Source organism: Curtobacterium sp. PhB130 (genome assembly GCF_003755165.1).
In the GTDB taxonomy this organism is placed as follows: domain Bacteria; phylum Actinomycetota; class Actinomycetes; order Actinomycetales; family Microbacteriaceae; genus Curtobacterium.
Window position 1 is genome coordinate 640,001 of sequence record NZ_RKII01000006.1, and the last position, 25,425, is coordinate 665,425.

Annotated in this window: 27 protein-coding genes and 3 tRNA genes; 19 read left to right on the top strand and 11 right to left on the bottom strand. The window is 71.1% G+C overall.

What is annotated here, in order from left to right:
* Window positions 1–12 precede the first annotated feature (12 nt).
* A complete protein-coding gene (locus EDF24_RS03245; RefSeq protein WP_123655148.1) occupies window positions 13–360 on the bottom strand; it encodes a hypothetical protein in 348 nt (115 codons plus the stop codon).
* On the bottom strand, window positions 357–1,352 hold the full coding sequence (locus EDF24_RS03250) for an SDR family oxidoreductase (protein ID WP_123701079.1): 996 nt from the start codon (window positions 1,350–1,352) through the stop codon (window positions 357–359). Before EDF24_RS03250 ends, EDF24_RS03245 begins: the two co-directional genes overlap by 4 nt.
* A gap of 86 nt (window positions 1,353–1,438) precedes the next feature.
* On the opposite strand from EDF24_RS03250, the gene EDF24_RS03255 reads away from it, so the two are divergent.
* The gene (locus EDF24_RS03255) at window positions 1,439–2,053 is read left to right on the top strand and encodes a hypothetical protein (RefSeq protein WP_123701080.1); all 615 of its coding nucleotides are present in this window, start codon (window positions 1,439–1,441) and stop codon (window positions 2,051–2,053) included.
* Window positions 2,054–2,089: 36 nt separating this feature from the next.
* On the opposite strand, the gene EDF24_RS03260 is transcribed toward EDF24_RS03255, so the two are convergent.
* The 3 genes from EDF24_RS03260 to EDF24_RS03270 are packed head-to-tail and all read right to left on the bottom strand — an operon-like array spanning window position 2,090 to window position 4,088.
* Window positions 2,090–2,872 carry a YqjF family protein gene (locus EDF24_RS03260; RefSeq protein ID WP_123701081.1) on the bottom strand — a complete coding sequence of 261 codons (783 nt, stop codon included), beginning with the start codon at window positions 2,870–2,872 and terminating at the stop codon, window positions 2,090–2,092.
* Window positions 2,869–3,699, bottom strand: coding sequence for a nitroreductase family protein (locus EDF24_RS03265; protein ID WP_123701082.1), 831 nt, complete (start codon window positions 3,697–3,699; stop codon window positions 2,869–2,871). Before EDF24_RS03265 ends, EDF24_RS03260 begins: the two co-directional genes overlap by 4 nt.
* 17 nt (window positions 3,700–3,716) lie before the next feature.
* Complete coding sequence (locus EDF24_RS03270) at window positions 3,717–4,088, bottom strand: hypothetical protein (RefSeq protein WP_123655153.1); 372 nt, start codon at window positions 4,086–4,088, stop codon at window positions 3,717–3,719.
* A 62-nt stretch (window positions 4,089–4,150) separates the two neighbouring features.
* On the opposite strand from EDF24_RS03270, the gene EDF24_RS03275 reads away from it, so the two are divergent.
* Window positions 4,151–4,936 (top strand): CPBP family intramembrane glutamic endopeptidase, encoded by a 786-nt coding sequence (locus EDF24_RS03275; protein WP_123701084.1) that lies wholly within the window; start codon window positions 4,151–4,153, stop codon window positions 4,934–4,936.
* On the opposite strand, the gene EDF24_RS03280 is transcribed toward EDF24_RS03275, so the two are convergent.
* A complete protein-coding gene (locus EDF24_RS03280; RefSeq protein ID WP_123655155.1) occupies window positions 4,907–5,344 on the bottom strand; it encodes an Lrp/AsnC family transcriptional regulator in 438 nt (145 codons plus the stop codon). The two genes, EDF24_RS03275 and EDF24_RS03280, sit on opposite strands and share 30 nt — an antisense overlap.
* A gap of 214 nt (window positions 5,345–5,558) precedes the next feature.
* Between EDF24_RS03280 and ddaH the strand changes: the two genes are divergently transcribed.
* Window positions 5,559–6,464, top strand: a complete 906-nt coding sequence (gene ddaH, locus EDF24_RS03285) for a dimethylargininase (protein WP_221181336.1) — start codon at window positions 5,559–5,561, stop codon at window positions 6,462–6,464.
* On the top strand, window positions 6,464–7,705 hold the full coding sequence (gene rocD, locus EDF24_RS03290; RefSeq protein ID WP_123701085.1) for an ornithine--oxo-acid transaminase: 1,242 nt from the start codon (window positions 6,464–6,466) through the stop codon (window positions 7,703–7,705). The genes ddaH and rocD overlap by 1 nt, the downstream gene beginning before the upstream one ends.
* A 159-nt stretch (window positions 7,706–7,864) precedes the next feature.
* Here rocD and EDF24_RS03295 read toward each other — a convergent pair whose 3' ends face one another.
* Window positions 7,865–8,863, bottom strand: coding sequence for an NAD-dependent epimerase/dehydratase family protein (locus tag EDF24_RS03295; RefSeq protein WP_123701086.1), 999 nt, complete (start codon window positions 8,861–8,863; stop codon window positions 7,865–7,867).
* A gap of 79 nt (window positions 8,864–8,942) precedes the next feature.
* Here EDF24_RS03295 and EDF24_RS03300 point away from each other — a divergent pair, with 79 nt between their 5' ends.
* Window positions 8,943–9,953, top strand: coding sequence for an aldo/keto reductase family protein (locus EDF24_RS03300; RefSeq protein ID WP_123701087.1), 1,011 nt, complete (start codon window positions 8,943–8,945; stop codon window positions 9,951–9,953).
* A gap of 170 nt (window positions 9,954–10,123) precedes the next feature.
* On the opposite strand, the gene EDF24_RS03305 is transcribed toward EDF24_RS03300, so the two are convergent.
* The 3 genes from EDF24_RS03305 to EDF24_RS03315 all read right to left on the bottom strand — a co-directional run bounded on the left by EDF24_RS03305 (window position 10,124) and on the right by EDF24_RS03315 (window position 10,400).
* Window positions 10,124–10,196: transfer RNA gene (locus EDF24_RS03305), tRNA-Phe, on the bottom strand.
* A 1-nt stretch (window position 10,197) separates the two neighbouring features.
* Window positions 10,198–10,274, bottom strand: a tRNA-Asp gene (locus EDF24_RS03310).
* 53 nt (window positions 10,275–10,327) lie between these two features.
* Window positions 10,328–10,400: transfer RNA gene (locus EDF24_RS03315), tRNA-Glu, on the bottom strand.
* 301 nt (window positions 10,401–10,701) lie between these two features.
* Here EDF24_RS03315 and EDF24_RS03320 point away from each other — a divergent pair.
* Together EDF24_RS03320 and EDF24_RS03325 are read left to right on the top strand one after the other, a co-directional pair.
* Complete coding sequence (locus tag EDF24_RS03320; protein WP_123655159.1) at window positions 10,702–12,006, top strand: M23 family metallopeptidase; 1,305 nt, start codon at window positions 10,702–10,704, stop codon at window positions 12,004–12,006.
* A 32-nt stretch (window positions 12,007–12,038) separates the two neighbouring features.
* Complete coding sequence (locus EDF24_RS03325) at window positions 12,039–13,496, top strand: NlpC/P60 family protein (RefSeq protein WP_123701089.1); 1,458 nt, start codon at window positions 12,039–12,041, stop codon at window positions 13,494–13,496.
* A gap of 108 nt (window positions 13,497–13,604) precedes the next feature.
* Here the strand turns inward: EDF24_RS03325 and EDF24_RS03330 are convergent, their stop codons facing one another.
* Complete coding sequence (locus EDF24_RS03330; RefSeq protein ID WP_070417329.1) at window positions 13,605–14,096, bottom strand: inorganic diphosphatase; 492 nt, start codon at window positions 14,094–14,096, stop codon at window positions 13,605–13,607.
* A 64-nt stretch (window positions 14,097–14,160) separates the two neighbouring features.
* On the opposite strand from EDF24_RS03330, the gene tilS reads away from it, so the two are divergent.
* The 12 genes from tilS (at window position 14,161) to lysS (ending at window position 25,417) form a co-directional block, all read left to right on the top strand.
* Entirely contained in the window at window positions 14,161–15,180 is a 1,020-nt protein-coding gene (tilS, locus tag EDF24_RS03335) for a tRNA lysidine(34) synthetase TilS (RefSeq protein WP_260233342.1), read from the top strand.
* A 19-nt stretch (window positions 15,181–15,199) separates the two neighbouring features.
* Window positions 15,200–15,751, top strand: a complete 552-nt coding sequence (gene hpt / locus EDF24_RS03340) for a hypoxanthine phosphoribosyltransferase (protein ID WP_123655162.1) — start codon at window positions 15,200–15,202, stop codon at window positions 15,749–15,751.
* 115 nt (window positions 15,752–15,866) lie between these two features.
* Window positions 15,867–17,855, top strand: coding sequence for an ATP-dependent zinc metalloprotease FtsH (gene ftsH / locus EDF24_RS03345; RefSeq protein ID WP_123701090.1), 1,989 nt, complete (start codon window positions 15,867–15,869; stop codon window positions 17,853–17,855).
* 6 nt (window positions 17,856–17,861) lie between these two features.
* Window positions 17,862–18,746 (top strand): dihydropteroate synthase, encoded by an 885-nt coding sequence (gene folP / locus EDF24_RS03350; protein ID WP_123655164.1) that lies wholly within the window; start codon window positions 17,862–17,864, stop codon window positions 18,744–18,746.
* Window positions 18,743–19,147: a dihydroneopterin aldolase gene (gene folB, locus EDF24_RS03355; RefSeq protein ID WP_123655165.1), complete on the top strand. Its 405-nt coding sequence runs from the start codon at window positions 18,743–18,745 to the stop codon at window positions 19,145–19,147. Before folP ends, folB begins: the two co-directional genes overlap by 4 nt.
* Window positions 19,144–19,728 carry a 2-amino-4-hydroxy-6-hydroxymethyldihydropteridine diphosphokinase gene (gene folK / locus EDF24_RS03360; protein WP_123655166.1) on the top strand — a complete coding sequence of 195 codons (585 nt, stop codon included), beginning with the start codon at window positions 19,144–19,146 and terminating at the stop codon, window positions 19,726–19,728. Before folB ends, folK begins: the two co-directional genes overlap by 4 nt.
* Entirely contained in the window at window positions 19,725–20,204 is a 480-nt protein-coding gene (locus EDF24_RS03365) for a DUF3180 domain-containing protein (protein ID WP_123655167.1), read from the top strand. Before folK ends, EDF24_RS03365 begins: the two co-directional genes overlap by 4 nt.
* Window positions 20,205–20,222: 18 nt before the next feature.
* On the top strand, window positions 20,223–20,744 hold the full coding sequence (locus tag EDF24_RS03370) for a PH domain-containing protein (RefSeq protein ID WP_123655168.1): 522 nt from the start codon (window positions 20,223–20,225) through the stop codon (window positions 20,742–20,744).
* A 9-nt stretch (window positions 20,745–20,753) separates the two neighbouring features.
* A complete protein-coding gene (locus EDF24_RS03375) occupies window positions 20,754–22,514 on the top strand; it encodes a PH domain-containing protein (RefSeq protein ID WP_123701091.1) in 1,761 nt (586 codons plus the stop codon).
* Complete coding sequence (locus EDF24_RS03380) at window positions 22,511–23,203, top strand: Rossmann-like and DUF2520 domain-containing protein (RefSeq protein WP_185021541.1); 693 nt, start codon at window positions 22,511–22,513, stop codon at window positions 23,201–23,203. The genes EDF24_RS03375 and EDF24_RS03380 overlap by 4 nt, the downstream gene beginning before the upstream one ends.
* Window positions 23,200–23,634, top strand: coding sequence for a hypothetical protein (locus EDF24_RS03385; RefSeq protein WP_123701093.1), 435 nt, complete (start codon window positions 23,200–23,202; stop codon window positions 23,632–23,634). Before EDF24_RS03380 ends, EDF24_RS03385 begins: the two co-directional genes overlap by 4 nt.
* Before the next feature lie 253 nt (window positions 23,635–23,887).
* Window positions 23,888–25,417 (top strand): lysine--tRNA ligase, encoded by a 1,530-nt coding sequence (lysS, locus tag EDF24_RS03390; RefSeq protein ID WP_123701094.1) that lies wholly within the window; start codon window positions 23,888–23,890, stop codon window positions 25,415–25,417.
* The last annotated feature ends 8 nt before the right edge of the window (window positions 25,418–25,425 follow it).

Consider the following 25,425-nt stretch of genomic DNA (forward strand, 5'->3'; position numbering starts at 1 on the left):
CACCGACACGCCTCAGCGCTTGCGGCCCGTCCCGACGAGCGTGACCTCGGCGACCGCCAGCGCGGTCGCGATCCAGAACTGACTCGTCGCCACCCGGCGCCACTGCCCGCCGACGAGCATCAGCGGCAGCATCGTCACCGCGTGGGTGGCATCGACCGCCGCGCCGAGGGTGTGTGCGTCGCCGGACCGCGCGCGGAGGAGCAGCGCCGCCTGCGCGAGCTGCCGGACGCCGAGCACGCGGTAGAACACCGCGGTCCGCGGAGCAGCGCCGGCCCGGACCAGGTGCAGTCCGCCGAGGACGAGCCGAGCCGCCTCGACGGCCGATGCGCGCTGCCGCCGACGATCCCGTGCGCGGCTCATCGTCGACGCCCCGCGGCCAGCACCGCTGCGCCGGCGACGCCGAGCGCCGCTCCGACCAGGCCGTTGCCGAGACGCCGGTGCTCCACCCACCACGTCTGCGGCGACCACGCGTGTGCACTGTCGTCGAACACGCCGCGCGCGCCGTGGTCGCCCTCGACCGGCTCGTAGAGGTTCGACGGCAGCATCTGGCCGTCCTTCGACGCGGTCTGCTGCCCGGACACCAGCGTCTTCGCCGCGTACCAGTCCGCGAACCGTCCGCTGATCCGGTTGCCGAGGATCGTGTACACCGTCGACTCGCCGACCCAGGTGCGGCGGCGCGGGCGCTCGGCGGTGGCGGCGATCGCCCGGGCACCGACCTCGGGCTGGTAGATCGGCGCGACGGGCTGCGGGTGGTGCGGGAGCTGCGACTTGACCCAGTTGAACTGGATCGTGTTGAGCGCCGGCATGTCCACGCGGGACACCTGCACGCTGCTGCCCTGCTCGATGAGCTCCGACACGACCGACTCGGTGAACCCGACGATGGCGTGCTTCGCTCCGCAGTAGGCGGCCTGCAGCGGGATCCCACGGAAGCCGAGTGCCGACCCGACCTGGATCACCTGGCCGCGGTCGCGGGGAACCATCCGGCTGAGCGCGGCCCGGGTCCCGTTCACGAAGCCGAGGTACGTGACCCGCAGTGCGCGTTCGAAGTCCTCCGGCTCGGTGTCCAGGAACCGGCCGAACACCCCGACCATCACGCCGTTCACCCACAGGTCGATCGGACCGAGCTCGGCCTCGATCCGGTCGGCGGCGTCCTCGACGGCCTGCCGGTCGGAGACGTCCGCGACGACCGCCAGTCCCCGGCGCCCCGCCGCTTCGACCTCGGCCGCCGCCGCGTCGACGCCTTCCTGCCCGCGCGCGATCACGGCGACGTCCCACCCGCGGGCCGCGAGTTCGCGCACCGTCGCCCGTCCGAGTCCCGCTGATCCGCCGGTCACCACTGCCACACGTGTCATGTGCCCCTTGTACCGGCGACGGCGTACAGACATCTCAGCCGCTGTCCCCCGATGCGCGTCCGTCGTCGCACGAGCACACTGGCCTCGTGGAGCCGACCGACGAGACACGAGACACCGAGACGCCGCCGGGGTGGGTGCTCCGTACTCCGACCCGGGCGAGCGAGGTCTGGTTGCTCCCGCTCCTCGCCGCGGTCCTCGCGGCGGGGCTGATCGTCGGTGGCGTGGTGCTCGGCGACGCGGTGGCTGCCATCACGGGGATCACCGTGGGAACGTGCATCGCCGTCGGAGCGGTCGCGCTGGCGGTGGCGGGCCACACGGCGTACACCGAGCAGAGCCGGGCAGCCTCGTGGCGACTGCACGTGGTCAACGTGGTCGTCGGATCCGGCTCGCTGCTGGTCGTCGCGCTCGGCAGCCTGGTGAGCGGCGTCCTCTTCGGGGTCGTGGCCGGCAGCCTGGTGACCGCCGTCCGGGTCGTCCACACTGCCAGGACGGTGTCGTGGATCGACCGCGTCGCACTCGGGGTGGTGTCGTCGGCGCTCGCTGTCGGCGCTGCGGTCCTGGTGGTCCTCGGTCTCACGGTCACCGGCATCCCGTCGCACCGGGTCGCGGTGTGGGTGGGCGCCGGGTGGCTGGTCGCGGTCGTCGCGGCGGTGGTCGCCGTCGTCCAGTTCCGGGCGGCGGCGCGCACATCGCGTGACTGAGACGCCCGACGACGGCCGGGGCGTCAGCCCTCGCCGTCAGCGGCCCGCGCCGAACCGCGTCGTCACGCCCGGCGAGTACAGCACCGAGTCCGGCGGCAGCTCCGTCAGCGCGAACGGCAGCCCGGCGGCGCCGACCAGGTCGTCCCGCAACGACACCACCGATGCCCGGTGCAGCGCCCACGTGTCGTGCTCGTTCGGCCAGAACCGTGTCGCCCCGGCACGGTGCACGTGCATGCCCCACCGCGCCGTGAGGAACGTCTCGAGCGCCGTCGGCTCCGCGATCGCCGGCCCGACGCGCACGTCGAGCACCGACCGCAGGTGCGTCCCGTGCCGCCGCATCGCGTAGCCCACCCGGCCGTCGCGCTTCCGCACGGCGGCGTCCGCCCACCGGTACGGCAGCCCGGTCGCGACGCGCGCTCCGAGGGTCGGCAGGAGCTTCCCGGCGTCGAGTGAGAGGAACACAACCCCGCGCTGCCCCTGCTCGTCCACCGTGTAGACGCGGACGTTCACCTCGACGAAGTCGCCGATGCGTCCGGTCCGGCCGAGCCGTCCGAGCGGCGGGAACCGGGTGTCCTCGAAGCGGAAGGCGATGAGGCCGACCCACGTGGTCACGCCGTCGTCGGTGCCCTCGACGGCCATCGTGTCGGGGCGGGTCCCGGCGGGCAGGAGCGGGGCGACGGCCGACACGTCCACCCGCCAGTGCAGGAAGACGACGTCCAGCCAGTCCTGGGAGATCCACGGACGGCCGGGCAGTCCGGGGGCGACGGATGCAACGGCCGGGAGGCTCGGTGCGGCTCCGGTGGGACGGCCGCCGGTCATGCGATGGTCGCGTCGTCGATGTGGGTCGCCACGGGCGATTCGTCCCACCCCTGCTGCGGGGTGTCGCAGGTCCCGCGGAACACGTACTGCGACGGGCGCTTCCGCTCGCTCGACGTCCAGTCGATCGCCGGACGTCGACGCTCGGGCGGCAGGTACCCGATCCGGTACACGGCCATCAGCTCGAGCTCCGGCGGCACCCGGAGCAGCCCCTCGATCTCCTCCCATGCACCGGGGGTCTCCATCGGGAAGGACACGAACTGGATGCCGAGGCCGAGCTCGGTGGTCGCGAGCCAGATGTTCTCCATCGCGGCGCCCATGCTGAACACGGAGTAGAAGCCGGAGAGCTCTTCCTTCCGGTACTCGTGCCGGTCGAGCATCACCCCGAGCAGCAGCGGCGACCCGGCGACGAGCTTCCGGTTCTCCTCGCCGAGCGTCTGCGGGACCCGCAGCGTGTTCATCAGCATCTGCCCGCGCTTGGTGAACACCTGCTTCGTGAACGGCTTCAACGGCCCGGGCAGCTTGTCGAACAGCATGCCGTCGCGGCGCTCGTCCATCTCCGCCTGGCTGAACCGGAAGTACGGCTTGTAGCGCTGGAAGAACGTGCCCTCGGCCATCGTGCGGGTCATCGATCGCCCGCTGATCTCCGCGACGCGCTCGATCGTCGGTCGCTCCTCGACCAGGACGAAGCGCCACGGCTGGCTGTTCAGCTGCGAGGGCGCCCGGCCGGCGAGTTCGACGAGGAGCCGTTGGTGCTCCTCGGACACGGGATGGGGCAGGAACGCCCCGTTCGTCGTCCGCCGGCGTCGGATGGCCTCGAAGAGCTCCACTGCTGTCCTCCCACGGGTCAGCGCCGGAACAGCAGCGCCCCGAGGTAGGACGGCGCGGCGGCGACCGCGACTCTCCAGTGTGCTCCGGTCCGCGGGTTCGTGCGCGGAGCCATCGCCAGCGGCACGAGTGCCGGCAGCAGGAACAGCGCCGACCTCGACCTGGTCCAGAGCGGTGTCGTGGCGGCGGCTCCGGTGAGCGTCGCCGTCACGACGAACAGTCCGTGGTGGACGACCCGCAGCTTCTTCGTGCGGATGAGCCGGACGGCCACGGCGGTGCCCCAGAGGCAGTTCGCGACGTAGGCGGCGGACGCAGCTGTGACCATCCGGCGGGCAGTCGGCGATCCGACGGGAGGCATGGCGAGCCTCCCGGCTGTCTCCTTGCGTCCCATGGACGCGAACCTACGCGCCGGTGGTTCCGGCAGACTGCAACGAACGACTCGAAGGGGATCGCATGCGCGTCACACCGAAGGTCTGGATCGGCATCGCCGCCCTGATCGGGTACATCGTCCTGGTGGTCGTGATCCAGGCGGCGAGCGGCATCGACTACACGGCGTGGGGAGACTCGGCGCACGACCTGTTCTTCGGTGCGGACGTGTCGCTGATCGTCGCCGCGGTCGCAGTGGCGGTCACCGTGTCCCTGCTGGGCTGGTGGGGGCCGGTTCTCCGTGAACGACACCGCAGCCCGCACCGCTGGACGTTGCTCGCGCCGATCCTGATGGCGGTGATCGCCGTCGTGGGCCTCGCGTTCGCGGACTGGGGTGCCGTCGGCGGGGCGTTCCTCGCTGCGGCCCTCGTCCTGCTCCTGGTCGGGTTCACCGAGGAGGTCGTGGCACGGGGGATCCTCCTGGTGGCGCTGCGGTCGCGGCTGTCCGAGGTGTGGGTGTGGCTGATCACGTCGGTGCTGTTCGGTGTGATGCACATGAGCAACGTGTTCCTGGGGCAGGCGGTCGGCCCGACGCTCGTGCAGGTCGTCTTCGCGTTCTCGGCCGGGTCGGTCTTCTACGTCCTGCGACGGACGACCGGGTCCCTGATCCCGGCGATGGTGCTGCACGCCGTGTGGGACTTCACCCAGTTCGTCGGCGGGGTCGGCGAGCGTTCGGCGGTCGCCGACTTCGCGCAGGGCGTGTACGTCGGGGTGGCTCTGCTCGGCGTCGTGTGCGCGGTGGTCGTCGCGCTGGGCGCCGATGAGCGTTCCGGGTTCCGGACCTCAGGCCGACTCGCGGGACACCAGGCGTGACAGCACGATCGCGCTGCGGGTGTGGTCGACCTGGGGTGCCAGCCTGACCCGGTCGAGTGCTTCCTCGAGCGCGGGGAGGTCCTTGGAGCGCATGTGCACCACCGCGTCGGCGCTGCCGGTCACCGTTCCGGCGTCGACGACCTCGGGGACGGAGTCGAGCAGCGCGCGGAGTTCGTCGGGGGAGACGGTGCCGCGGCAGTAGAGCTCGACCCAGGCCTCGGTGCCCCGGTCCTCGACAGCGGGGTCGACCTTGATCGTGAAGCCCCGGATGACACCGTCGGCGACGAGACGGTCGACCCGGCGCTTGACGGCGGAGGCGGAGAGTCCGACGACGGATCCGATGTCGCCGTAGCCGGCGCGTGCGTTGTCCCGGAGCTGATCCAGGATGCGGTGGTCGAGCGAATCCATTGGAACCCATCGTACGCGGGGTTCTTGCGAGGACGTCGGGTCCAACGCACGAAATGTGCGCGCTTCCCTGCTGCGGTCAGCGCGGCGGAATCCATAGACTGGCCACGGCGTCGACCTGGTCCGCCGTGGAACACGGTGAGTGAGCCTGCATCTCACCGAGATCGCTCCAGGTGGTTCCTGGCAGGCTCGGGCCCGAAGTCCCAGGAGGACTCCCGTGTCGACCCAAGCCACGTCGAACCCCGCAGCCGCCACCACGACGGCTCCCACTCGCACCGCCACCAAGCGCACGATCCTGATGTGCAAGCCGGACTTCTACACGGTGAGCTACCGGATCAACCCCTGGATGCACCCCGAGGACCCCACGGACACGGCGAAGGCCGTTGCCCAGTGGCAGGCACTCCACGACGTCTACCAGGGGCTCGGGTTCGAGATCCACCTGATCGACCCGATCCAGGGCCTGCCGGACATGGTCTACGCGGCGAACGGCGGCTTCGTGCTCGACGGTGTCGCGTACGGCGCGAAGTTCCAGTACCCGGAGCGCCAGCCCGAGGGCCCCGCGTACATGGACTGGTTCCGTGGCGCCGGCCTGCAGGTCGCCGAGCCCGTCGAGACGAACGAGGGCGAGGGCGACTTCCTGCTCGTCGGCGACGTCGTCCTCGCCGGCACCGGCTTCCGCTCCGACAGCACCTCGCACGAGGAGATCGCGAAGGTCTACAGCCGCGACGTCATCACGCTGAAGCTGATCAACCCGAGCTTCTACCACCTGGACACCGCGATCGCCGTGCTCGACCCGGAGCCCGACGCGGACGGCCGCAGCAACATCGCCTACCTCGAGAGTGCCTTCGACGAGCCGTCGCTGGCGATCCTCCGCGAGCGCTTCCCCGACGCGATCATCGCGACGGAAGAGGACGCGGCCATCCTCGGCCTGAACTCCTACTCCGACGGGTACAACGTCGTCATCGCCGCCCGCGCGACCACCTTCGCGGAGCAGCTCCGCGCGAAGGGCTACAACCCGATCGGCGTCGACCTCTCCGAGCTCCTGCTCGGTGGCGGCGGCGTGAAGTGCTGCACGCTCGACCTGCACCCGGTCGGCACCGGCAACTCCGTGGCGCGGTCCTGATGACCACCGCGACCGGCGCGGGCACGGGGCTCGGTGCGGCGACCGCCGCAGCGCTCGCCGTCGAGGACCGCTCGCTGGCGCACAACTACAGCCCGCTGCCCGTCGTCATCGCCTCGGGTGACGGCGCGTGGGTGACGGACGTCGACGGCAAGCGGTACCTGGACGGCCTCGCGGCGTACTCCGCCGTGAACTTCGGCCACGGCAACGCCCGGCTGGTCGCTGCTGCGAAGGCACAGCTCGACCGGGTGACCCTGACGAGCCGCGCGTTCGTGAACGACCAGCTCGGCCCGTTCGCGTCGAGCCTGGCGGAGCTCACCGGCACCGAGATGGTGCTGCCGATGAACACCGGCGCGGAAGCGATCGAGTCCGCGATCAAGGTGTCGCGGGCGTGGGGCTACCGGGTGAAGGGCGTCCCCGCCGACCGGGCCACGATCATCGTGGCGAGCGGGAACTTCCACGGCCGGACGACGACGATCATCTCCTTCTCCGACGACCCGGACGCCAAGGACGACTTCGGCCCGTACACGCCGGGCTTCCGCACGGTGCCGTACGGCGACGCCGACGCGCTCCGTGCCGCGATGGACGAGACCGTCGTCGCCGTGCTGCTCGAGCCCATCCAGGGCGAGGGCGGCGTCGTGATCCCGCCGGCGTCCTACCTGCCGGCCGTGCGGGAGATCTGCGACGAGTCCGGTGCGCTGTTCGTCGCCGACGAGATCCAGTCCGGGCTCGGACGCACCGGCCACACCCTCGCGGTGTCGCGCGTCGGCGTCCGCCCCGACCTGATCACGCTCGGCAAGGCGCTCGGCGGTGGCATCGTCCCGGTGTCGGCCGTCGTCGGTTCCGCCGCGGTGCTCGGTGTCCTCCGTCCGGGCGAGCACGGTTCCACGTTCGGCGGCAACCCGCTCGCCGCGGCGGTCGGCGCCGAGGTCGTGACGATGCTCGGCGAGGGCACGTTCCAGCAGCGTGCGCTCGACGGCGAACCGGTCCTCCAGGGGCTCCTCGACGGACTCATCGGCCACGGGGTCGTCGAGCACCGGGTCGCCGGGCTCTGGGCCGGCATCGACATCGACCCGGCCATCGGGACCGGCAAGGAGATCGCGAAGGGACTCGCCGAGCGCGGGGTCCTCGTGAAGGACACCCACGGGTCGACGATCCGCTTCGCGCCGCCCCTCGTCGTCACCGACGACGAGATCGCGATGGCGATCGAGGCCCTCGGCGCGGTGCTCCGCGACCGCAGCTGACCCGCCGGACCGGCACCGGGCCTCCCGGCCGTCCGCTGTCGGTGTCGGGTGGACCCGCACAACCAAAACCGGCTCGCACCACGTGATCACGTGGTGCGAGCCGGTTTGCGTTGTGCGTCGACGGGTCGAACCGCAGGCCCCGCGCCCCGCACCCGCGCGTCAGACCGCCCAGCGCTCCGCGAGCTGGTCCATCAGCGCATCGAGCCGCTCGTCGACGACCTGCTCCTCCGGGTGCGCCTCGAACCACGCGATGACCTCGCGGACGCCCTGCCGGTACGGCGTGCGCGGGTGGTACCAGGGCACGAGCGACCGGATCTTGCTGTTGTCGAAGACGGAGCTGTTCGCCTTGTCGCCGAGCAGCGCTGCACCCCACTCCGCGTCCACGGCGTTGATCGCGTCGGCGGGGACGTGCACGATGCGCAGGTCCTCGACCCCGGCCGCGGCGGCGATCTCGTGCGCGATGGCGTTCCACGTGGGGGCCTCGTCGCTCGTGATCGTGAACGCCTCCCCGATCGCCTCGGCCCGGTCGAGCAGCCCCGTGAACCCGACCGCGAAGTCGCGGCTGTGGGTGAGCGTCCACAGGCTCGTGCCGTCGCCGGTGATGATGACGGGCTTGCCCGCGCGCATCCGCGCGATCGCCGTCCACCCACCCGTCAGGGGCAGCTTGGTCTCGTCGTAGGTGTGCGACGGGCGGACGATCGTCACCGGGAAGCCCTGCTCCCGGTACGCCTCCATGAGGAGGTCCTCGCACGCGATCTTGTCCCGCGAGTACTGCCAGAACGGGTTCTTCAGCGGCGTCGACTCCGTGATCGGCAGGTGGGTCGGCGGCGTCTGGTACGCCGAGGCCGAGCTGATGAACACGTACTGGTTCGTCCGGCCGGCGAAGAAGTCGATGTCCGCCTGCACCTGGTCGGGCGTGAAGGCGATCCAGTTCACCACCGTGTCGAAGTGGCGGTCGCCGAGTGCGTCCGCCAGGGCCCTGCGGTCGGACACGTCGGCCTGGAGGCGCGTCACACCCTCCGGGATCGGCCTGCCCCCGGTGGTCCCGCGGTTCAGGACCGTGACCTCCAGTCCCTGCCGGGTCGCCTCGGTGACACAGGCGGCGCTGATCACGCCGCTCCCGCCGATGAACAGGACGCTCGCTCCGTTGCTCGTCATTCCTCCACGTAACCACGTTCCGGCGGGGCTAGCGTCCAAGGAGACGCCGCACCGATGCGGCACGGGAGGAACACCGCACATGGAGTACCGCTACCTCGGGAACTCGGGCCTCAAGGTCTCCGAGATCACCTACGGCAACTGGCTGACCCACGCGTCCCAGGTCGAGAACGACGCCGCGATCGCCTGCGTCCGGGCAGCCCTCGACGTCGGCATCTCGACGTTCGACACCGCCGACGTGTACGCGAACACCGGCGCCGAGACCGTCCTCGGCGAAGCGCTCAAGGGTGAACGGCGCCAGTCGCTGGAGATCGCGACGAAGGTCTTCGGACCCACCGGTCCGAAGGGCCACAACGACACCGGGCTGTCCCGGAAGCACATCCTCGAGTCCATCGACAGGTCGCTCGGGCGGCTGCAGACCGACTACGTCGACCTGTACCAGGCGCACCGCTTCGACCACGAGACCCCGCTCGAAGAGACCATGCAGGCCTTCGCCGACGTCGTCCGCGCGGGCAAGGTCCTGTACGTCGGCGTCTCGGAGTGGACCGCGGAGCAGCTCCGGGCCGGCGCCGCGCTGGCGAAGGACCTCGGCTTCCAGCTCATCTCGAACCAGCCGCAGTACTCCGCGCTGTGGCGGGTCATCGAGGAAGAGGTCGTCCCCACCTCGAAGGAACTCGGGATCTCCCAGATCGTCTGGTCGCCGATCGCCCAGGGTGTGCTCACCGGGAAGTACAAGCCCGGGCAGCCGCTGCCCGAGGGCTCGCGTGCCACCGACGACAAGGGCGGCGCGGACATGATCAAGCGGTTCATGCGCGACGAGGTGCTGTCCGCCGTGCAGGAGCTCGAGCCGATCGCGAAGGAGCTGGACCTCTCGATGGCGCAGCTCGCCGTGGCGTGGGTGCTGCAGAACGAGAACGTGGCATCGGCGATCATCGGCGCATCGCGGCCGGAGCAGGTGCACGACAACGCCGGCGCTGCCGGCGTGACGATCCCGGCGGAGCTGCTCTCACGCATCGACGACGCGCTCGGGGGCGTCGTCGAGCGGGACCCGGCGAAGACGAACGACAGCAGCCCGAAGACCCGCGAGGCCTGACGGCCGCGGCGCCCGGCGCACGGGCTGGAGTTCGCACAACCGAAACCGCTTCGCACCACGGACGTCGGCGGTGCCAGGTGGTTTCGGTTGTGCGGAGGCGAACCGCACCACCGGTGCGGCAGCCGCAGAAACGGCGAAGGCCCCTCACTCGCGTGAGGGGCCTTTCACCGTGGCTGGACACGGCATCGATCCGTGGACCTTTCGATTTTCAGTCGAACGCTCTACCAACTGAGCTATCCAGCCGTGGCGACCCTGACGGGACTTGAACCCGCGACCTCCGCCGTGACAGGGCGGCACGCTAACCAACTGCGCTACAGGGCCATATTGACTTGCATCCGGTGTTGCTCTGTTCCTGCTTGCTGTCTCACGAGGAGTGACCCCAACGGGATTCGAACCCGTGCTGCCGCCGTGAAAGGGCGGTGTCCTAGGCCACTAAACGATGGGGCCGCAAGCAGTACATCGCTGCACCGGAGGTCAAGCATACGGAAGCCCTGCGCGGATGACAAATCGGCGTGCCCGCACCGGCTCCGCCCGGCGTGTCGCAGGTCCGGGAACACGGCGCCCGGGCTTCACTCACGGTGGAGGAGTCCCTCCGATTCTGCGCCGTCGGTGTTCGAGTGCGAGCATCGTCGTCGGTCCGTGTCCCTCGTGCGAGGGGCTGCCCCGGTCCGGCACCTGTTGTTACTGTTGCGTCTGTTAACAGTGTTACGTGCGTGAGCCTTGCCGCGCTGTTACGAAATCGAGATGTATGTCGACCTCACCATCGCAGTCCCTCAGCCCCCGCCGCCGCGTGATCGCCGCCGCGGTGGCTGTCGTGCTCACTGCAGGGGCCATCGCCGCGTTCGCGCCCGCTGAGCAGGCATCCGCGGCGAGCTACCCGAGCTGGAGCGACGTGCAGGCCGCGAAGGCGTCCGAGTCCGCCCAGCAGGACAAGGTCACCGAGATCAAGAGCCTCATCTCGGACCTGACGACCGAGGCCGCGGCGAAGCAGAAGTCCGCCGCCGCAGCGGGAACGGCGTACCAGACGGCGCAGACGAACTTCGACGAGGCGACGCTCAAGCAGCAGAAGCTGCAGGAGCAGGCCGACGCGGCTGAGAAGACCGCGGCGCAGTCCGAGGAGCAGGCCGGCCAGCTCGCCGCCCAGCTCGGTCGTGCGAGCTCGAACGACGTCACGACGGACCTCCTCACGCACCCGACGAACTCCGGTGACCTGCTGTACGAGCTCGGCGCGATGTCGAAGCTCACGGAGCAGGCCGACGGCATCTACTCGCAGGCGACGCAGGACCGGGGGACGGCGCAGGCCCTCGCGGACAAGTCGGCCGTCGCGAAGAAGGCCCTCGGCGCCCTCGCGGACGCCGCGCAGCAGAAGATGCAGGCCGCGCAGTCCGCTGCCGAGGCCGCGCAGACCGCGGTGGACGCCCAGAACGACAACCAGGCGCGACTCGAGGCGCAGCTGACCCTGCTCACCTCGAACGCGACGAACGTCGAGGCGAAGTACAACAAGGGCGTGGCGGTGGAGAAGGCGCGCCAGGCGGCCCTCGCCAAGGCCCGTGCAGCCGCCGCCGCGAAGGCCGCTGCTGCCGCTGCCCCGAGCGGCGGTTCCGGCGCCGGCTCCAACGGCTCCGGTGGCGGCACCCCGAACTCCTCCGGCTGGGTCCGCCCGAGCGCCGGCTACCAGACCAGCCCCTACGGCTACCGCGTCGACCCGTACACGGGTGCGCACGCCCTGCACGCTGGTGTGGACCTGGCGCCGGCCTGCTACTCGCCGATCTACGCGGCGCACTCCGGCACCGTCACCTTCGCGGGCAACGGCGGCGGCTACGGCAACGAGGTCGTGCTCGACAACGGCGGCGGCATCTCCACTGCCTACGGGCACATCGTCGACGGCGGGATCATGGTCGCCGCCGGCCAGCACGTCTCCGCCGGGCAGCAGATCGCCCAGGTCGGTTCGACCGGGTGGTCCACCGGGTGCCACCTCCACTTCGAGACCCGGGTGAACGGCGCAGCCGTCGACCCGGTCCCCTTCATGGCAGCGCGGGGGATCTCGGTATGACCGTGTGCGCGCCCGAGAGGCCCTGACACCACATGAAGAAGCCTGCGCGTTCCCTCGCCTGCGGCATCGCCACCGTCTCGTTGCTCGGCATCGGGCTCTCGGTGGGGATCGCGGCACCGGCAGGGGCGACCCCCGCTGCGGCCCCGTCGTGGGCTGACGTGCAGGCGGCGAAGGCCGACCAGGCGGAGAAGCAGCAGACGGTCGACGAGCTCGCCTCGCGGCTGTCCTCGCTGCAGGACGACGCCGACGCGGCCGGCATCGTGGTGCAGCAGGCGGGCCAGACGTACGCGCTGGCAGCGTCGAAGCAGCAGGAGGCGCAGTCGACGCTCGACGACCTGACCGCGCAGGCCAAGCGTGCGAAGACCGCGGCCGACGAGTCGGCCGGGCAGGTCGCGGCGCTCGTGGTCGAGCTCTCCCGCACCGGCGGCGGGGACCTGTCGACGAGCATGCTCGTGGACTCCGCCGACGCGAAGGATCTGCTGTACCAGGTCGGCACGATGTCGCACCTCTCCGAGCGCTCGGCGACGGTGCTGGCGCAGGCGAAGGCCGACCAGAAGACGGTCGACTCGCTCGCGGCGCAGAAGAGCCAGGCGGCGAAGGCGCTGACGAAGGCGACCGACGCCACGAAGACCGCCCTCGACTCGGCGAACGACACCGCGGCCGCCGCGAACGGCAAGCTCGCGGCCGGGCAGGAGCAGCAGGACGAGGTGCTCGAGCAGCTCGCCTACCTCAAGGGCACGACCGTCGCGACGGAGAGTGCGTACTACACGGAGCAGCGCGCGAAGCAGGCCGAGGCCGAACTCGCGGCGCAGGCCACGACCGACGACGGTGGGGCGAGCAGCGGCGGGGCGACCACCGGCAGCACGACGACCACCACGACGAAGCCGTCGACCAGTGGCGGCGGCACGACGACCACGACCAAGCCGTCGACCACGACGACGAAGCCGTCCACGACGACCACGAAGCCGTCCACCACGTCCCCCACGACGTCGAAGCCCGCCACGACGACGCCCGTCGCCCCGGCGAAGCCGAGCACGCCCGTCACGACCACGCCCTCGAAGCCGGTCACCACGACCCCGACCGCACCGAGCACCCCGTCCAAGGCCGCCGGTGCCATCGCGTACGCCCGTGCCCAGCTCGGCAAGGCGTACGTCCTCGGCGGCGCGGGCCCGAACACGTGGGACTGCTCCGGCCTGGTGATGATGGCCTACAACTCGCAGGGCATCGCGACCGGCGGGCACAACGTCGTGTGGCAGTACAACTACTTCAAGTCGATCGGCCGGCTCGTGCCGCTCTCGCAGCGCCAGGCGGGTGACATCCTCTTCTACTCGTCGAACGGAACCGCTTCAGGTGGTTACCACGACTCGATCTACACCGGCGGCGGGATGATGGTCGAGGCTGCTCGACCGGGTGTCGGCGTCGTCGAGCGGGCCGTCTGGACCCCGAGCCAGCTCCTGCCCTACGTGGCACGCCCCTCCGGCTCCCTGTAGCGGGAACGCGGAACGGCCCGGCCCCACCAGGGGACCGGGCCGTTCGGCGTCAGCGCGGAAGCAGCGGAAGCCGCGGACGCGGCAGACGCAGCGGAAGCGGCGGCAGCGTCAGTGACCGGCGGGCACGTACGCGGCCTGGCCGGCCGTGACGATCGCCTCGGCCTCGGCGGCGTCGCCCCAGCCCTCGGCCTTGACCCACTTGTTCGGCTCGAGGTCCTTGTAGCGCTCGAAGAAGTGCGCGATCTCGGCCTTCGTCTGCTCGTCGACGTCGGAGATGTCCTGGATGTGCGCCCAGCGCGGGTCCTTCGCGGGGACCACGAGGACCTTCGCGTCGTTGCCGGCCTCGTCGCTCATCTTGAAGACGCCGACCGGGCGGACCTTGACGCCGACGCCCGGGAAGGTCGGGTACTCGAGCAGCAGGAGCGCGTCCACGGGGTCACCGTCGTCCGCGAGGGTCTTCTCGAAGAACCCGTAGTCGGTCGGGTACACGAACGACGTGAACAGCACGCGGTCGAGGTACACGCGACCGGTCTCGTGGTCCACCTCGTACTTGTTGCGGCTGCCCTTGGGGATCTCGACGACGACGTCGTACGCGGCCATGGTTGCACTCCTGGTTTGTCGATGGGTCTGTCGGTGGTTCCGAAAGCGCGGCTAACGTTACCGGGTGAACTCTCCGCGTCCCCGGCTGGATCCCGCGGTCGCCGACATGCGTCGTGCGGTCCGTGACCTCCTGGCCCGTGCCCGCGACGACCAGGTCGTCGCCGACGGCGACCTCGTCCTCGTCGCACTCAGCGGCGGACCGGACTCGCTCGCGCTCGCGGCCGCCACCGCGTTCGAGGCACCGAAGCAGGGGCTCCGAGCCGGTGCTGTGGTCGTCGACCACGCACTCCAGGCGGGATCCGAGGCGGTCGCGACCCGAGCCTCCAGGCAGGCATCCGAACTGGGTCTCGACCCGGTGACCGTCCGCCGCGTCGTCGTCGGCTCCGACGGCGGTCCGGAAGGCGCCGCCCGGGAGGCCCGGCACGCGTCCATCGCGGACGTCGCGTCCGCCGCCGGGTCGCCCCTCGTGCTCCTCGGGCACACCCTGGACGACCAGGCCGAGACGGTGCTCCTCGGCCTGCTGCGCGGCAGCGGGCCGGACAGCCTGTCCGGCATGCAGCCGCTCGCGCGGCGCGAGGACGGACCGGCCTACGGCCGACCGCTCCTGGCGGTGCGGCGGCACACCACCCGCCAGGCCTGCGCCGCAGCGGGGCTGGCGCCGTGGCACGACCCGCAGAACGAGGACCCGGCGTTCGCCCGGGTCCGGGTGCGCACCACGCTCATGCCGGTGCTCGAGCAGGAACTCGGCGCCGGGGTGCAGGAGGCGTTGGCTCGCACGGCCGACCAGCTGCGTGAGGACTCCGCGGCGCTCGACCACTTCGCGGAGGAGATGGCCGAGGACCTCGCCGAGCACTCGGAAGCCGGGATCTCGCTGTCCGTGCGCGAGCTGCACGCGAACCCGCCGGCGCTCCGGCAGCGACTCGTGCGTCTCGCCGTGGAGAGCGAGTTCGGCGTGACGCTGTCCCGCGTCCAGACGCTCGAGGTCTGCCGGCTCGTCACCGACTGGGGCGGACAGGGGCCGATCGACCTGCCCGGTGTCCGGGCGTCCCGCGACGGCGACCGACTGTCCTTCGCTGCCGCGTAGGGCCGGTTAGGCTGGACCGGTGGAACTCTCCGACGTGCAGGACGACCTCTCCGAAGTGCTCTTCACCCCCGAGCAGATCGACGACAAGATCGCCGAACTCGCTGCGGCGGTCGATCGCGACTACGCCGACAAGGACCCGCTGCTCGTCGGCGTCCTCAAGGGCGCGGTCATGGTCATGGCGGACTTCTCCCGCCACCTGACGCTGCAGGCGAAGATGGACTGGATGGCGGTGTCGTCGTACGGCTCCGGCACGAAGTCCTCCGGCGTGGTGCGGATCCTCAAGGACCTCGACACCGACCTGCACGGACGCGACGTCATCATCGTCGAGGACATCATCGACTCCGGCCTGACGCTGTCGTGGCTCAAGCAGAACCTCGAGTCCCGCGGTGCCGCGAGCGTCGAGATCGTCGCGCTGCTCCGCAAGCCCGAGGCCGCCAAGGTCGAGGTCGACGTGAAGTACGTCGGCTACGACATCCCGGACGAGTTCGTGGTCGGCTTCGGCCTGGACTACGACGAGCGTTACCGCAACCTGCGCGGCATCGGCGTCCTCGCGCCGCACATCTACTCCTAGTCGAACGGGGAGTTCGCCCGCAGAGGACACCCATTCTCGCCACAGAATCGCGGCCGTATGCTGATCAGCACGCAACTTCGGCAGAGAAAGGTGTCGGGCGCTCTGCCCGGATCACATGGACTTCAAGCGCATCCTCCGCGGGCCGTACATCTACGTGCTCATTGCGATCGTGGGGATCTGGATCGGGTGGGCCTTCATCAGCCAGTCCGGCACACAGCAGATCGACACGCAGAAGGGCCTCGAGCAGCTCTCTGACGGCAAGGTCTCCTCCGCGGTGGTGAACTCCACCGAGCAGCGCGTGGACCTCACCCTCAAGGACGGCGGCACCACCGAGCAGTTCTACTACTCGACCCCCCGTGGCACCGAGGTGGTCGAGGCGATCGCCAAGGCCGACCTGCCGAAGGGCTACAACGACACCGTCCAGCAGTCGAACTGGTTCGTCTCGCTGATCCTGACGCTCCTGCCGTTCCTGCTCATCCTCGGCCTGTTCTGGTTCCTCCTCTCGAGCGCCCAGGGCGGCGGCTCGAAGGTGATGCAGTTCGGCAAGTCCAAGGCGAAGATGAACAACAAGGAGAACCCGCAGGTCTCCTTCGCGGACGTCGCCGGTGCGGACGAGGCGATCGAAGAGCTCCACGAGATCAAGGAGTTCCTCAAGGAGCCGGCCAAGTTCCAGGCCGTCGGCGCCAAGATCCCGAAGGGCGTGCTGCTGTACGGCCCTCCCGGAACCGGCAAGACCCTGCTCGCGCGCGCCGTCGCCGGCGAAGCGGGCGTCCCCTTCTACTCGATCTCCGGTTCGGACTTCGTCGAGATGTTCGTCGGTGTCGGTGCGAGCCGCGTCCGTGACCTCTTCGAGCAGGCCAAGGCGAACTCGCCGGCCATCGTCTTCATCGACGAGATCGACGCCGTCGGTCGTCACCGCGGCGCCGGCATCGGCGGTGGCAACGACGAGCGCGAGCAGACGCTGAACCAGCTCCTCGTCGAGATGGACGGCTTCGACGGCAAGACGAACGTGATCCTGATCGCCGCGACGAACCGTCCCGACGTGCTCGACCCCGCCCTGCTCCGCCCGGGCCGCTTCGACCGTCAGATCGGTGTCGACGCACCCGGTCTCGCCGGCCGTAAGCAGATCCTCGAGGTGCACGCGAAGGGCAAGCCGCTCGCCGCGAGCGTCGACCTCGAGCTCCTCGCCCGCAAGACCCCGGGCTTCACGGGCGCCGACCTGGCGAACGTCCTGAACGAGGCGGCGCTCCTCACCGCCCGTTCGAACGCGCAGCTGATCGACAACCGTGCCCTCGACGAGGCCGTCGACCGCGTGATGGCGGGCCCGCAGCGCCGGACCCGGATCATGTCCGACCAGGAACGCCTCATCACGGCGTACCACGAGGGCGGTCACGCTCTCGCGGCAGCGGCGATGCGGCACACCGACCCGGTCACGAAGATCACGATCCTGCCGCGCGGCCGTGCCCTCGGCTACACGATGGTGCTCCCGCTCGAGGACAAGTACTCGGTCACGCGCAACGAGCTGCTCGACCAGCTCGCCTACGCCATGGGCGGCCGTGTCGCCGAGGAGATCGTCTTCCACGACCCGACCACGGGTGCGTCGAACGACATCGAGAAGGCCACCGGCACCGCCCGCAAGATGGTCACCGAGTACGGCATGAGCCGTGCGGTGGGGTCCGTCAAGCTCGGCGCCGGTTCCACGGAGCCCTTCGTCGGTCGTGACATGAGCGGCGGCACCGGGCGCGACTACTCGGAGAACATCGCCGAGACGGTCGACGCCGAGACCCGTGCCCTGCTCGAAGCCGCGCACGACGAGGCCTACCAGGTGCTCAACGACAACCGCGACATCCTCGACCGTCTGGCCGGCGAGCTCCTCGAGAAGGAGACCCTCGACGCCCCGGAGCTCGTGGAGATCTTCAAGGACGTCCGCAAGCTGCCCGAGCGCCCGCAGTGGCTCTCGAGCGACAAGCGCCCGGTGAGCAACCTCCCCGCGATCGACGTCCCGGGCAAGGCGGCGAACACCGCGTCCGAGTCGAACGACCGCGAGGCGTCGAAGACCCCGCGCCACCGTCCGTTCGGCAACCCGGGTATCGCCCCCGCGTAGGCCGGGATGACCGACCTCCCGACGAGACGGGACCGCCGCCTCGCCGCGACCGGCCGTCGCCGTGACCCGGGTGCGCTCCAGCGCGAGCGCACCCGGGTCATGGGCATCCTCAACGTCACCCCGGACTCGTTCTCGGACGGTGGCCTGCACGATGCGTACGACACCGCGCTCGCCCACGCCCGTGACCTCGTGGCCTCCGGCGCGGACATCGTCGACGTCGGTGGCGAGTCCACCCGGCCCGGTGCCGAGCGGGTCCCGCTCCAGGTGGAACAGGACCGCGTGCTGCCGGTCGTCCGGGAACTCGTGGCCGAGGGCATCGCCGTGAGCGTCGACACCATGAACGCGTCCACTGCGGAGCGTGCGGTGGAGCTCGGCGCGGCGATCGTCAACGACGTCTCCGGCGGCCTGGCCGACCCGGACATGGCCCGCGTGGTCGCCTCCACCGGCACCGGCTTCGTGGTGATGCACTGGCGCGGCCACAGCGACCGGATGTACCGCGACGCCGTGTACGAGCACGCGGTGGAGGAGGTCCGGCGCGAGGTGGAGATGCGCGTCGCCGAGCTCATCGTGCTCGGGGTCCGTCAGGAGCAGGTGGTCATCGACCCGGGGCTCGGCTTCGCGAAGCAGGGCGTGCAGAACTGGGAGATCCTCGCCGGGTACGAGCGCTTCGCCTCGATCGGGCTCCCCGTGCTCGTCGCCGCATCGCGGAAGCGCTTCCTCGAGGGCATCGGCAGCCCCGCGGGAGCCCCGCCGAAGGACCGCGACCTGGCCACGGCGGCCATCAGCCTGTTGTCAGCAGAGCGCGGCGCCTGGGGTGTCCGCGTGCACGACCCGGCGCCGACCCGCGCCGTGCTCGACGTGTGGGAAGCCTGGAGGGCAGCTCGATCGTGAACGACACCATCCGCCTCGTCGGGGTCCGTGCCCGCGGTCACCACGGCGTCTTCGACCACGAGCGTGCCGACGGCCAGGACTTCGTCGTCGACGTCGCCGTCGAGGTCGACGCCCGCGCGGCCTCCGGTCCGGACGACCTCGAGCAGACCGTCCACTACGGGGTACTCGCCGAGCAGGTCGTCGCCGAGATCGAACGCGATCCGGTGGACCTCATCGAGACCCTCGCCGAGCGGATCGCCGCCGCGGTGCTGACCCACCGGGCGGCGCTGGCGACCGAGGTCACCGTGCACAAGCCGCAGGCCCCGATCACGGTGCCGTTCACGGACGTCTCGATCACCATCCGCCGAGCGCGTGCCGCGGACGAGCCCGCGCGACCCGCGGACGAGCAGGAGCCGGCGTGACCCGCGCCGTCGTCGCCCTCGGCGCGAACCTCGGCGACCGGGGCAGTACGCTCCGGGCCGCCGCGGCCGCAGTCGCTGCGATCCCCGGTGTCACCGCCGTCGGGTCCAGCCACGAGGTCGAGTCCGTCGCCCTCACGCTGGACGGCCTCGACACGTCGAAGCCCCGGTACCGGAACGCCGTCGTGGTCCTCGACACGGTGCTCGCACCACAGGAACTCCTCGACGCCCTGCACGTCGTGGAGGACACCCACGGGCGCACCCGGGAGGTCCGCTGGGGCGACCGGACGCTCGACCTCGACGTGATCACCTACGGGGACGAGCGCATCGACACCGAGACGCTCACCGTGCCGCACCCCCGGGCGCACGAGCGGGCCTTCGTCCTCGCGCCCTGGCTGGACGCCGACCCCGACGCGGTGCTGCCGGGTGCCGGACCGGTCGCCGACCTGCTGGCCGCACTCGGCGACGACACCGACCGCGTCGACGAGCCGCGCCTCCTCGACGACCCGACCCGAGCCTCCCGTCCGGACGTGACGGAAGCCGAGACCGACCCGACCACCGCCGGAACGGAACACGCCCCGTGAAGACCACCCGCGCCTCCACCCTCGTCAGCCTCGCCCTCGTGGCGGGCATCGCCGGCTTCGCCCTGAACGCGGCACTGGCCTCGCGCCAGGCGCCCGCGCTCATCCTGGTCACCCCGCTCGGCTTCACGCTGGCGTTCATCGGCATCGTCCTCATCGCCCTGGCGCTGCCGGTCCGCCGGCACGTCCGCGGCGGGGCCGACCGCCGGGTCGACCCGATCTACGCGACCCGCGTGGTGGTGCTCGCGAAGGCCTCGAGCATCTGCGGCGTCCTCTTCGGCGCGTTCGCCCTCGGGCTCCTCGTGTACCTCCTGACCCGCTCGGTGGTCCCTTCGCTAGGCTCGACCCTGCCGAGTGCCGTGGCGGTCGGCGGTGGGATCGTGCTGACCGTGTGCGCCCTCGTCGCCGAGCGCATGTGCATCGCTCCGCCGGACGACGACGACCGCGACGACCCGCGGAACGGCACCACGGTGAACTGACACAGCAGGAGGGCCCCGATGCCGCGCGAACGACTCGACGAGCCCGGCCTGGGGCTGACCGGCATCGCGTGGACCAGGGTGTCCGCGAAGCTGGTCTGGACCGAACTCATCACGACGGTGCTCGCCGGTGCGGTGGTGACGGTCGGGTGCGTGCTGATCGGGCTCGCGACCGGTGGCGTCGGCGAGACGACCGGCCTGGTCTGGACCCTGATCGCCACGGTCGTCGGGATCATCACGCTGATCACCGCGATCCTCACGCCGCGACGGGTCCGTGCGATCGGGTACGCCCTCCGCGACGACGACTTCGTGCTCCGGCGCGGGCTGATGTGGCAGCGCTTCACCGCCGTCCCCTACGGGCGCCTGCAGCTCGTCGACATCAACCGGGGCCCGCTCGACCGGGCGCTCGGGATGAGCGAGCTGAAGTTCGTGACCGCCGCCGCGTCGACGAACGTCCGCATCCCCGGGATCCCCGCCGAGCACGCCGACGAGCTCCGCGACCGGCTCGTCGAGCTCGCCGAGACCCGCCGCGCCGGGCTCTAGGCGGTCACCGTGACGTTCCGACCCGGCCCTCCGCCGCCGGCACCGCCCCGCAGCGGCAACGCTGCCGCCGCCGCTCCCCTGACCGACGGCGAGTGGCACCGCCTGCACCCGCTGACGCCGCTGCTCCGCGGTGGGATCTTCCTCATCGTGGTGCTCGGCATCGTGCTGAACAACCTCCGCGACACCCTCTTCGACATGATCATCCCGGGCGGCGGCGGCCCCTCGGAAGAGGGCGACCCGGTCCGGTACGTGTACGAGCACGGCGCCGTCGGCTGGGTGCTGCTCGGCATCGCCGGGTTCCTCATCGTGCTGATCGGCCTGTTCTACCTGTCCTGGCGGATGCACGAGTTCCGGGTCACCGGCGAGATCGTCGAGGTCCGCTCGGGCGTCCTCTTCCGGAACCACCGGAAGGCGCGGCTCGACCGGATCCAGGGCATCAACATCACCCGGCCGCTCGTCCCGAGGATCTTCGGGACCGCCCGGCTCGAGATCGCACAGGCCGGCAACGACGCGAACGTGCAGCTCGCCTACCTCGGTGCGAGGGCCGCCGACGACCTCCGGCAGCGGATCCTCGTGCTCGCCTCCGGTGCGCAGGACGACGAGACGGAAGCGGGCGAGCGCCACAGCAACGGCCGCGTCCAGGACCGGGTGAACGAGTTCCTCTCGCCCGAACTCGATCCGTCCGCCGTGCACGCCACGCGCATCGTGAAGGTGAAGCCCGGCCGGCTGATCGCGTCGATGGTGCTCTCCGGCACGACGGTGTTCATCCTGCTCGCCGTCGCCGCGATCATCGTGAGCATCGCGATCACCGGCCAGTACTTCCTGCTCGTGTCGCTGTTCCCGGCCGTCATCGGCGCCGGCGGGTACTACGTCCGGAAGTTCTCGAAGTCGCTGCAGTACACGATCGCGGACACCCGGGACGGCATCCGGATCGGCTTCGGGCTCGTCTCGACCACGAACGAGACGCTGCCGCCCGGGCGCATCCACGCCGTCAGCGTCGCGCAGCCGCTGATGTGGCGGCCGTTCGGCTGGTGGGACGTCCGCATCAACCGGGCCACCAACGCCGGCAACGGGGCGTCGAACAACCAGCAGGTGTCCTCGATCGTGCTGCCCGTCGGTGACGCCGCCGACGTCCGGCAGGTCCTCGAGATCATCCTGCCCTCACTCGTCGGCAGCGCCGTCGTCGGACCGTCCGCCTCGAAGGACCTCCTCCGCGAAGGCTCGGCCGAGGCCGTCAGCGTCGTCGACGACAGCCTCACCACGTCGGGCGACCAGGGCGGGTTCCGCTACTCGCCCCGCCGCGGGCGCTGGCTCCGGCCGCTCTCCGCGCGCCGCAACGGCTACCGCTTCGTCCAGGGGGCGGTGCTGCTCCGGCTCGGTGCGGTCTGGCGGTCGCTCGTGGTCGTGCCGCTGCCCCGCGTGCAGAGCGTGAAGGTGTCCCAGGGGCCGGTGGAGCGGCTGCTCCGACTCGCGTCGGTGCACGTGCAGACCGTGCAGGGCCCGGTCACCGCGTCCGTCGGTGCGCTCGACGCGCGGGACGCACAAGAGCTGTGGTCGGAGACCGCGCACCGCGCGATCGAGGCCGCCGCGACCGACACGTCCCACCGGTGGCGGTCCGCCTCGGGTGCCGGACACGACGGCCTGGAGGCTCGGGTCGCCCCGGACGCGCACCCTGCGGTTCCGCAGGCGGCGGCTCCAGGGCATGTCGCGCCGCCCGTCGTTCCTCCCGTCGGGTGGTCCGACGTGCCACCCACCGGAGCGGTCCGATGAGGGCCGGGCGACTCGGGGTCGGCGTCGTCGGCGCCGGACGGGTCGGACCGGTGCTCGGCGCCGCGCTCGCCAACGCTGAGCACGCCGTCGTCGGGATCACCGCCGTGTCGGAGTCGAGCGTGGACCGTGCCGAGGCGCTGCTCCCCGGCGTGCCCGTGCTCGAGACGCCGGACCTGGTCGAGCGGAGCGAACTCGTGCTGCTCGCCGTGCCCGACGACCAGCTCGCGGGCCTCGTGCAGGGGCTCGCGGACGCCGGGATCTGGCAGCCGGGCCAGCTCGTCGTGCACACGAGCCCTGACCACGGCGTCGGGGTCCTCGCCCCCGCGATGGCCGCCGGCGCGATCCCGCTCGCGATCCACCCCGCGATGGCGTTCACCGGTACGAGCGTCGACCTCGCCCGCCTGCGGGACGCGTACTGCGCCGTGACCGCACCGGCGCCCGTGCTGCCGATCGCGCAGGCGCTCGTCGTGGAGATGGGGGCGGAGCCGTTCGTCGTCGCAGAGGCCGACCGGCCGGCGTACGCCGACGCCGTCCGAGCTGCCGTGAGCTTCTCGACCGCGATCGTGGACCAGTCTGCCGGCACCCTCTCCGGGATCGGCGTGGAGCACCCCGGGCGGGTGCTCGGCGCCCTGGTGCGGTCCGCGGTCGACAACGCGCTCGCCGCGGCCGACGGGCAGTCCGCGCTGTGACGGAGTCGGGCTTCCGGATCACCACCGCCCAGGCGAAGGTCGGGTACGTCGTGGGGGCCACCGTCGTCGAGGTCCTCCTCGCCCTGCTCCTGTGGGCGATCGGCCTGCCGGACGCGGCCGTGCCCTTCCTCTCTGCAATCGGACTCGTGGCGATGGTCGTCGGCGGCGTCCGGCTCTTCCGCGGCGAGGACGAGCCCGTCGAGCCGCCTCGGGCGTGGTGGCGGATGACCGCAAGGCCGTTCGCGGGGTTCCTGCTCGCGGCGTACTTCGTCGCGGACGCCCTGTGCGCCCGGGCGTCCACCATCGGGGCGTTCGACGTGCTCGGGACGGTGGTGATGCTGCTCGTGGCGGCCGCCTACGTCGGGTCGTCGGTGACGCTGCTCCTGCTGCGTGCGCAGGGGCGGCCCCCTGCCGGGGCCTTCGAGGGCTGAGTGCTCGCGTTCCGTCGGTTCCGACGCCCGATCGGCTTCATCGGTCCGCTGAGGGGTCGCGACTCCCCGCGCGCATCCCGCCCACCGGTCGGACATCGTCGCACCGGTCGGACATCGTCGCTCGGCACCGGTCCCGCGGCCGATTCGTGGCCGGTCGGCGAGTCTCGGTCGGGGTGTCGCCGGGATTCCGGGGGAGCGCACGTGGACGGGTAGCATCGGTGCGATCCCCCACGACCCTCGGAGCCGCACCCGCATGACCGACGAGACCGCCGCCACCACCGACACCGCGATCGCCGACGCCGCCGCACTGGCCGAGCAGGAGACGAACGAGCAGCGTCAGGTCCGGCTCGACAAGCGCTCGCGGCTCCTCGAAGCCGGGATCGAGGCCTACCCGGCCGAGCTCCCGCTCACCACCACGATCCCCGCGGTCCGGGCGCAGTACGCGCACCTGGAGACCGGTGAGGAGACCGACGACGTCGTGGGCGTCGCCGGGCGCATCGTGTTCTCCCGCAACACCGGCAAGCTCTGCTTCGCGTCCCTGCAGTCCGGCGACGGTTCCCGTATCCAGGCGATGGTGTCCCTCGCCGAGGTGGGCGAGGACTCGCTCGCGCGCTGGAAGGAGTTCGTCGACCTCGGCGACCACGTGTTCGTGCACGGCCGCGTGATCTCCTCGCGCCGGGGTGAGCTGTCGATCATGGTCGACGAGTGGGCGATCGCGGCGAAGGCGATCCTGCCGCTGCCGAACCTGCACAACGAGCTCAACGAGGAGACCCGGGTCCGTCAGCGGTACCTGGACCTCATCGTCCGCGACCAGGCGCGGGAGACCGTCCGTGCCCGAGCCGCCGTGATGGCGTCGCTCCGCCAGACGTTCACCGGCCACGAGTACCTCGAGGTCGAGACCCCGATGCTGCAGACCCAGCACGGTGGCGCCTCGGCCCGGCCCTTCGTCACCCACTCGAACGCGTTCGACACCGAGCTGTTCCTGCGCATCGCGCCCGAGCTCTTCCTGAAGCGCGCCGTCGTCGGTGGCATCGACCGCGTCTTCGAGATCAACCGCAACTTCCGGAACGAGGGCGCCGACTCGTCGCACTCGCCCGAGTTCGCGATGGTCGAGGCCTACCAGGCGTACGGCAACTACGAGCAGATGGCCGACCTCACGCAGGAGCTCGTGCAGAACGCCACGCGTGCCGTGACCGGTGGGCCGCTCGAGGTCCCGCTGCCCGACGGCACCACGTACGACCTCGGTGGCGAGTGGCCGCGCATCGACATGTACGGCTCGCTCTCCGAAGCGGCAGGCCGCGAGATCACGCCGTCCACGCCGCTGTCCGAGCTGCAGGAGCTCGCCGCGGCCGAAGGGGTCGAGGTCGCGCACGCCACGCACGGCAAGTACGTCGAGGAGCTCTGGGAGCACTTCGTCATCGACTCGCTCGACCGGCCGACCTTCGTGATGAACTTCCCGGTCGACACCTCCCCGCTGACCCGCGAGCACCGCACCCGCCCGGGCATCGTCGAGAAGTGGGACCTCTACGTCCGTGGCTTCGAGCTCGCGACGGCGTACTCCGAACTCGTCGACCCCGTCGTGCAGCGGGAGCGCTTCGTCGAGCAGGCGAAGCTCGCCGCCGGCGGTGACCCCGAGGCGATGCGCGTCGACGAAGAGTTCCTGCGTGCGCTGGAGCACGCGATGCCCCCGTCGGGCGGCATGGGCATGGGTGTCGACCGGCTGCTGATGGCCATCACGGGCCTCGGCATCCGCGAGACGATCCTGTTCCCGCTCGTCAAGTAGGCCCAGTC